General features: G+C 65.7%; 6 protein-coding genes. 5 read left to right on the top strand and 1 reads right to left on the bottom strand.

Translation table 11 applies throughout. The annotated features are described in order from the left end of the window. Window positions 1-38 precede the first annotated feature (38 nt). Window positions 39-266 carry a hypothetical protein gene (locus MJ797_RS25355; RefSeq protein ID WP_239342038.1) on the bottom strand — a complete coding sequence of 76 codons (228 nt, stop codon included), beginning with the start codon at window positions 264-266 and terminating at the stop codon, window positions 39-41. Between the two features lie 236 nt (window positions 267-502). Between MJ797_RS25355 and MJ797_RS25350 the strand changes: the two genes are divergently transcribed. The 5 genes from MJ797_RS25350 to MJ797_RS25330 all read left to right on the top strand — a co-directional run bounded on the left by MJ797_RS25350 (window position 503) and on the right by MJ797_RS25330 (window position 6203). Then, a complete protein-coding gene (locus tag MJ797_RS25350) occupies window positions 503-751 on the top strand; it encodes a hypothetical protein (RefSeq protein WP_308128371.1) in 249 nt (82 codons plus the stop codon). Window positions 752-764: 13 nt separating this feature from the next. Then, window positions 765-2228 carry a bifunctional adenosylcobinamide kinase/adenosylcobinamide-phosphate guanylyltransferase gene (locus tag MJ797_RS25345; RefSeq protein ID WP_239342036.1) on the top strand — a complete coding sequence of 488 codons (1464 nt, stop codon included), beginning with the start codon at window positions 765-767 and terminating at the stop codon, window positions 2226-2228. Between the two features lie 443 nt (window positions 2229-2671). Then, complete coding sequence (locus MJ797_RS25340) at window positions 2672-3481, top strand: hypothetical protein (protein ID WP_239342034.1); 810 nt, start codon at window positions 2672-2674, stop codon at window positions 3479-3481. 658 nt (window positions 3482-4139) lie between these two features. Beyond that, window positions 4140-4910, top strand: a complete 771-nt coding sequence (locus MJ797_RS25335) for a phytanoyl-CoA dioxygenase family protein (protein WP_239342032.1) — start codon at window positions 4140-4142, stop codon at window positions 4908-4910. 84 nt (window positions 4911-4994) lie between these two features. Continuing rightward, on the top strand, window positions 4995-6203 hold the full coding sequence (locus MJ797_RS25330) for a hypothetical protein (protein WP_239342030.1): 1209 nt from the start codon (window positions 4995-4997) through the stop codon (window positions 6201-6203). Window positions 6204-6422: the final 219 nt, after the last annotated feature.

Here is a 6422-nt window from a genome sequence, read left to right as displayed (position 1 = left end):
AAGCGGACGCGAAGCGACGGCCTCGCGTCCAAGATGCTCTAATCCACCGGACGAAGGCTCATCGGGCCGTAGACCTTGTGGCCGGCCTCCTGCAGCACCACCTGCTGGACGCCGGCCGCCAGCAGTTCCCGCCAGTTTTCCCCCAGCCAGGTCTCGGCATCGCTCTGCGTCGGGAACGACTCTGACAACGACGAGTCCGACAACGACGAGCCGGACGGGGCGGCCGCGCCACCGTCCTCGGTCTCGAAACGCCACACCCAGCTCACCGGGCGACCTCCCTGTTGTTCTGCCCACCTGCGTCATCCCGAACGGCAGGCACCCATCCGACACACTCACGGCCGGAGAGCGCCGCGGCCATGACTCTATTTCGCGCGTGAAGACCCTGAGCGGTCGGCGCTGGAAGTGGTCCTGACCTGATCACTCTGCTTCTCCTCGCTACCGTGCGGCCAGCCCCATACGATCCGGCGGACGGGCAGACAGGCCGAAGAAGAGGAAGGAAGCCGTGATCACAGCTTCATACGGCATCACGACGGCGCTCGCTGGCGCGTCCACGCTCGCCGAAGCCGCCGAACCGCACAAGGGACCGCTGGAATGGTGGGCGGTCGGCCTGGTCACGATCGGCGCGATCCTGCTGCTCGGACTCGTCATCATGATGATGACGTTGGCCGATCGGAAGCGCCATCCGCACCCAGCCTCGCACGCGCACGCACGCCCACAGGCGCAGGCACAGGCACAGGAGCCTTCGGCGTGAGGACGTCGCGCGCGTGCGGCTGAGGCTGCTCGGCACGGGCTCAGCCGATGGCTGGCCCAACCCGTGGTGCGAGTGCGCGTCGTGCCGCTGGGCACGCGAGCACGAAGTGCGCACCCAGACCGCGGTGCTCATCGACGATCTCATGCTCATCGACTGCGGGCCAGACGTACCGCGCGCCGCAACCCGCTTCGGGGTGCGGCTCGCGGGCGTGCGTCATCTGCTGTTCAGCCACGCCCATCCCGACCACACCGGCCCGGCGGCCCTGCTGTGGCGGGAGTGGGCGACCGCGGCCGACCAGCCATTGGACGTTGTCGGGCCGCCCGCCTGCCTGGACGCCTGCCGGGCCTTCGTCGGTCCAGGGGACGGCGCGGCGGAGAATCCGGCGGTCCAGGCGGCGGGCGCCCCGGCCCCCAGCGAGTCCGGCGCGTTTCAGTTCCACCCGGTGATCGCCGGCGGCGTGCTGGCGGTCGGTGGCTTCGCGATACGGCCAGTGGCGGCCAACCACGGGGGCGCGGTCATCGGGCCGGCGGTGCTCTACGACGTGACCACCCCGGACGGCGGACGGGTGCTCTACGCGTGCGACACCGCGGCGCCGCTGCCACCGCGGACCCTGGACGCGCTCACCGGCCGGGCGTTCGACGCCGTGCTGATGGAGGAGAACAACGGCGACCGCCCGGGGTTCGGTGACCACCTGGGCCTGGCCAGCTTCGCGGACGTCCTCGCGCAGTTGCGCCAGCGCGGCGCCGTGGTCGAGACGACGCGGGTCGTCGCCGTCCATCTGAGCCACCGAAACCCCCCTGGGGACGCGCTCGCCCGGCGGTTGGCGCTGATGGGGGCCGAAGTGCATCCCGACGGTGCCGTGCTCAATATCATCCCAACCGCCGCTTCGGACGCCGCCTCAGCCGGCGTGCCGGTCACTGTGCGCCACGGAACGCGCCGCCCGCGGTCGGCCTCCGGACTGCCCCGGCCGTACCGTGTCCTGGTCACCGGGGGTGCCCGGTCCGGCAAGTCCGCGGAAGCCGAGCGCCGCCTGGCCGCCTGGCCGGACGTGGTGTACGTCGCCACGGCGGGACCGGTCGCGCCGGGCGACACCGAGTGGGCGGCGCGGGTGCACGCCCACACCATCCGCCGGCCGCGGCACTGGACGACGGTGGAGAGCGCTGATCTGGTGCCCCTGCTGGGCACCGACGGCCCGCCGCTGCTCGTCGACTGCCTCACCCTGTGGCTGACAGCCCACCTCGACGACGATCCCGTGGACGGCGGCTGGCCTGCCCGCGTCGACACACTGGTCGCGGCCTGGCGTGACACCCGGCGCCACGTGGTCGCCGTGACCAACGAGGTCGGCTCGGGCATCGTCCCCACGAGCGCGGTCGGACGCCGCTTCCGCGACGCCCTGGGCCGGCTCAACGCGGCGATCGCGGCCGAGTCCGACGAAGTCTGGCACGTCGTCGCCGGCATCCCCGCCCGCCTGCGCTGATCCCAGCGCCGCGGATGTGAGCGGTTTGGCGGTCGGCTTGCCGGTGGCGCTCTGGTCAGAGATATACGGCGGGGCGTCCAGCGCGATCGCGTGAAAGAGCGGATCCCGCGTTTACGTACCCACCGCATAGTGGGCAGATGCCGCGTCAGCAGCACCAGGACCGCCCCGTTGCCCGCACAGAGATCAACATTGCCATCACGTACCGGACCGCCACCGCCGACGAGTCGCCCGATGGTCCGGCGCTCCGACCGTTTGAATCTGCCCCTGCCCCTGTCAGTCACTGAAGCCAAGCCCTGCCGGCCTACCAAGGGCTGACCTGCGACGCTGTGACGCATACCAGCGATCAATGACCCCGACTGATCAGTCTACTGCGACTACATGCACTGCGATCTTGTGCGACAACTATGGTTGTCGCTGGCGGTGGCGACGACTACGGCTGTCGCATGGCAGATGATGCGCTCTCGGCCACGCTCGACACGCTGGCCGACGCGAACGAACGCGCACGGTTGATCGAAGCGGAGATACGAACGCTCGCGGCACGGGCGGCCATCGAGGGAGCGAGCTACGGCGACATCGGCCGCTCACTCAGGATCACCCGGCAGGGAGCGCGCAAGCGATTCCCGTGCCCGTTCGGCCCCCAGCATGTGACGACAACCTCAGTTGTCGACCCAGCGGCGAAGGGCGCCAGCCTATCCGTCGGACCGCCACAACCCGCATCCGCCGCGACAACTATGGTTGTCGTCCTCGAAGGGGAGGTAGAGAACGAAGATCCGGCCGGCGGCCCGCCGGACGAGCGGGAGCGGGCACCGGCCGTGCGCACTGATGATGCGCCGGCCGTCGCCGCGACAACCCTGGTTGTCGCACAGGACGAGCCGTCAGCGGACCGCGCCGATCGGCCGGCAGATGCCTGTCGCACGTCCCGTCGCCTCCCGGCCACGCAGGGCAGACCGGCCACGTACCGCGGCGCGCCCGCTGACGTCCGCGATCGACCAGGCCATGGCCACTGCCTCAGCCATGACCAAGGACATCGGATACACCCGGAACGGATCGAGAACGGCTACCGCGTCGTGCTCGACGGCGTGGAGTGCGGCGCCCTGCGCCCCGACTACACGGGCACCATGCAGAACCAGCAGCACGGCTGGCTCCCGATGCCTCCGGGACTCGTCTCTGTCTTCCCCGCCGGGCCGCAGCTACCAGACCCGCGACAAAGCCGTCACGCATCTCCTTGCCGACCCGCGCCACCGGGCCGCTGAGCATCGACGACACAGGCGTACGAGAATGCTGGACTTACCCCATCGGGCGCCGGTCACGTGATGGACGTGCGGCGCCGCTATGAATCCGGAGTGCCCAGGGCTATCGCAGCCGTCTAGCCCCGTTCTCCGCACGTCACCTATGCTGACCTGTGGCGATTTCTGAAAGTGACGACAGCTGCAAGGCTCTGACCAGCAGCGATGCGGCATGTGCGGAGAACGGGTCCAGCGCCAGATAGCACGCCGAATCCCTTGACAGCGCGCGCCAAATTGGTCATACTGCGAAATAAATGTGGGCCAAGAAAATGCCAACTCCGATTGCGGGGTAAACATGAGCACTGTGGCGATCACTACAGCTCAAGAGACGGTTATCGACATCCCACTTCCCACTGACACCTGGCACGAACTCGTCGACGAGTCGATCGACTTTGAGGTTCAGACGCTCTCCCTCGATGGGGGTCACTTTGGAACCACTTTCCGCCGCTGCTAGTCGCGGAAGGCGGCAGATGGAATCCTGATTAATTCAGGTCCCATCTGTCTGTCCGCGCCTTTAACCTGCGGAGCTATTCGCCCGGGGAGAAAGCTCTCTTGTTAGCGCCGACGGGCTTGGCCGGAGCAATCCGGGGGATGGATCGGACTATTGGGAGATCTGGCTTTTGCGGTGGCAAAAATCGGACAGCTTCGGCGTCGGAGCATCACACCAGCATTAACGCGTGACGCGGACATCCTGCGAAATCTCCGCAGGGACGGCATAGCTCTGATTCCCCGCTTTGTCGACGGACAGGTGGTTAGAGCCATCAGGGCAGAGGTGCACAGTAATACCGATCTACTCGGCGAGGCCGTCCATCCTGATATCGTAAAGCGGAACGCTCGACGCCTGCTTCTCAATCCACGGGGCCACGTGCCGAGTTCGAAGCAGGTGTTTGACGACAGCCGTATCAGCGATATAATGCAAGCCTACCTCTCACCTCATGCGGTGCCGGACAGAGAAGCGATCCAAGCCAAGATCGCGATTGGCGAGGAGAGCATCGTTGATCTTTACCACATCGACGAGTGGCGCCCGCTGCTGTCCGTGTTCGTCTACTTGACGGACGTCGGATCCGACAACGCCGCGATGGAGTACCTCGTTGGTAGTCATCGATGGTCGCCGTGGAGGATCCGCCTGGAACAGGATTTCTTTGAGTACTACCGCAAGCGCACAGATGGCCAGTACGCGAATGACGAGAGCGCCTACGCTGGGTGTATCCTGCCGACTCAGGCACGGAGGCTAAGGGCACGACACAACTGGCGGTCGATGTGCTGCGACGGCCCTGCGGGTACCCTCGTCGTCTTTGACAATCTGGGGCTGCACCGCGCGCGTCCTCTTCTCAAGGGGTCTCGCTTGCTGCTTTCCTCCTATTGGCAGTTGCCGGAGGAGCGGAGTCTTGGGTAGCCGCTTGCGTAATTCAGACGGCCTTGCGCCCGTCCGACAACGGCTGCCGATAGGTTACGATAGTTTTGTGTGCGAGCTGATCGGATGGACATGGACACAACCGAAGATCGGAGCGAGGAAGCGCGAGAGCGCCAGCAGCTGATTAATATCATCACCCGCCGGGCTTGGCTGGATAAGGATTTCCGCCAGCTGCTCGTCGACAATCCGTCGGCTGCGGTGGTGGCGGAATTTGGTGAGATCCCGGCCCTATTGCGGGGCTTCATGCTCCGACCCGCTTCCGTCGATCGTGCCATCCTACGCGAGCGCGGCGACCGCCAGACTCTTCGGATCAAGCCCAAGTCCGGCGATCGGCCAATCAGCCTCGTGCTGCGAAGGTTTTTGGGCGAGAAAGAGCTGATCGCGGTCCTCTACACCCGACGGTGCGCGTTTGCCTGCGCTTTCTGTACGCTGCCGTCAGCCGGGGCGATTATCGATGTTTCCTCGGCAGAGTTGGCCGCCCAGTTGGATGCGATGACCAACTTCGTTCGGGCGGAAGAGGCAGGACAGATAGCTCGGGTGGCGCTCGGCAACGAGGGTTCCTTCCTCGATGAGCGCACGCTCCCGATCGGACAGCTTGGATCGGCGATGGCCGCTGCGCGTAGCATTCCCGGCGTGAGGGAGATTATTCTGGAGACGCGGCCCGAGTTTGTCACGCCGACGACGCTAGGTTTGGTCGACTCACTCAGGGGGGACTGTGCGGTCGCTTTGAAGATCGGCCTTGAGAGTAGTGACGACCGTTTGCGTAATGATATTCTGGGAAAACGGATGTCGTTGGCGGACTTTGATGCCGCCGTCCGCTACGCAAGCTCGTTTGGCTACGCTCTTGAGAGTTACGTCCTGTTGAAGGCGCACCCTGAGCATACTGACGCACAGGCACGTAGTGAGGCCGTCAAAACGTGTGAGTACATCAAGCGGGTGTGCGCGGAACACGAAGTCAGACTGACGTTGCGCGTCAACTCGATGTACATGGCAGCCGGCTCACCTTGGGCAATTCGGGCCAGAGCTGCGGGGTGGACCCCGCCCTCGGTCTTCGATGTCGCCGAAGTGCTGTGGGCGGTCGGGACAAATCAGGTGCGCGTGTTTGCCGGTGTGTCCGAGGAGGGCTTGGCCACACGCGATGGCCATTTCGTCGCCCGTGAAGACTTCCAGAAGTGGGCCTTGGACGCACTTGAGGAGTACAACAGCAGCGGCGACAGCAAACTGCTAGCGAAGGTCGCACAGTTCCGGGCGGGCAGCGCCGGGGGCCGGGAATGATTACGTACCAACGACCGGTCGGCGAAGGCCGGTTCGCCGGCCTACTGAAGGATCTTGGTCCGGTCTCACGAGCGCTGATCGCAGAGCTTCGTGAGCGTACGGTCTCGTTAGGGGAAACCTGGCCTCAGGCTGGCGCAAGGTTTTCGCAGAGGAACGAAGGTCTTGACAACATCGCATTGATGTTCCCCACAGACTACCCGGCCTCGCACCTGAACTCTA

It is taken from the genome of Protofrankia sp. CiP3, from assembly GCF_917627345.1.
Lineage (GTDB): Bacteria > Actinomycetota > Actinomycetes > Frankiales > Frankiaceae > Protofrankia.
The sequence above is the reverse complement of the archived record's forward strand: the minus strand, read 5'-3'. Positions and strand labels throughout refer to the sequence as shown.

Coding starts and splice junctions, on each gene's coding strand:
- MJ797_RS25330 (WP_239342030.1), top strand. CDS start 4,995: ATGGACATGGACACAACCGAAGATCGGAGCGAGGAAGCGCGAGAGCGC.
- MJ797_RS25340 (WP_239342034.1), top strand. CDS start 2,672: ATGGCAGATGATGCGCTCTCGGCCACGCTCGACACGCTGGCCGACGCG.